This window comes from Brevibacillus sp. SKDU10 (assembly GCF_001645205.1).
GTDB classification, from domain to species: domain Bacteria; phylum Bacillota; class Bacilli; order Brevibacillales; family Brevibacillaceae; genus Brevibacillus_B; species Brevibacillus_B halotolerans.
The window spans coordinates 1-1556 of the sequence record NZ_LSSO01000107.1 but is presented as its reverse complement, the minus strand read 5'-3'; the positions used below and the strand labels follow the sequence as shown (position 1 = coordinate 1556).

Annotated in this window: 1 protein-coding gene; it reads left to right on the top strand. The window is 37.2% G+C overall.

Going from position 1 to position 1556, the window contains the following annotated elements:
• Positions 1-237 precede the first annotated feature (237 nt).
• Positions 238-1494 carry a tetratricopeptide repeat protein gene (locus tag AYJ08_RS06110; RefSeq protein WP_082890881.1) on the top strand — a complete coding sequence of 419 codons (1257 nt, stop codon included), beginning with the start codon at positions 238-240 and terminating at the stop codon, positions 1492-1494.
• Positions 1495-1556: the final 62 nt, after the last annotated feature.

The following is a 1556-nucleotide window of genomic DNA, read 5'->3' as shown; positions in this document are numbered from 1 at the left end:
TAGTAGTGAGGAACTTTTTAGTAGGTCGAGAGGATCAATAAAATGGCGGTAAAATTAACAATAAAAAATAAGCAATCAGCCCCAAGCGTCGGATCCGAGCTTCTTCATAAAAACGCACCCCCATTGACCTTTTGCAATTTTGCTTACAAATATATCTTATAATAGTAAGAAAAATATGTCAATTTAGTAATTTCTATGTATAATAAAAAATAAAAACGGGAAAAGGTGGATATATTTGTGACACATGTTGGTAAGCGTTTACGTTACTTCCGTAAAAACCTACGTATGACTCAAGAAGAATTGTCTGTTGGTATTTGCAACCGTAGTTATGTTAGTCAAATCGAAAAGGGAAATGTTATACCATCACCTGAAATTCTTGATCAATTGGCTAAGCGTTTACAAACCGATTTGAAAGAACTGTGGACTGAATCGGAATCGCCTATTGGATTTTCTGAAGTAGAAATTCAAAATGCATTGCGGCATATTGTGAACCGCTTAGAAGCAAATGATATTGAGATTTCGCGCAAGTGGATATTTAAATTAAAAGGTCAGCAGCTACGAACGGAGGATCAATGCATTTATTTATGGGCCAAAGCAGAATTAGCCTTACATGATCAGCGGTTTGAGGAAGTAGAGGAGCTATTGCTCGAAAGCATCTCTCTTGCTCGCGACGTAGATGATCCTGTTTCCTTAGTGCGCAGTCTTCAATCCCTAGGAGATTACTATGGAATGACTCGTCAGGCGAAAAAAGCGATCCCATTCTTAAGCGAAGCATTACAATTGGTGAATCGTTTTGAGATTGGTGGATTATTACGAATTTCCCTTCTATATACGTCTGCTAAAATGCATGGAAGCTTAGAAGAGTACTATTCAGCCATCGAGCTACTAAACCAAGCAGTCCAATTGAATGATGCGTATGGAACCATGTACAAGAGTACCTCTATTTACATGGGCTTAGCTATTTGTCATCTGCATCTACACCAGCATGAGCAGGCTGAGAAATATAACCTTCTCGCCCTTGATGTACTAAAGCTCGTACCAGATGAAAAGTTAATTGCTAATACCTACAATAACTTAGGCATCTTGTATCGGGTAACGAAATGCTATGAAAAATCTGAAGAATACTTGTTAAAAGCTATTGATATTTTACAAAAATTAGACCAAAAGCATTGGTTTAATAACGCTACAAACGAGCTGGCTCATCTTTATCGGGATATGGGTTACTATCAACGCGCAAAAGAGCTCTGTGAAAGCATCATTCACAATTGCAATAACTCACATTTATTAGCAGAGATCAACCTGAATTATGCTAATATTTTGACCGATTGTGAGCATTATGAGCAAGCACTCTATCATTTAGAGCAAGCTATACAATATTTTACGGCTGAACGATCTACTCAGTATGTGGTACGTTCCTATGAGGTGCTTCTTAGAATCAGTACGCATTCCCAACAACCCGAAAAAATTGCTCGTTTATCTTTGCTGCACAAATAAATGGATGAGCACTATAACGAATTTATTATATCAATATATTTTTAACAAACACGAAAAAGAGG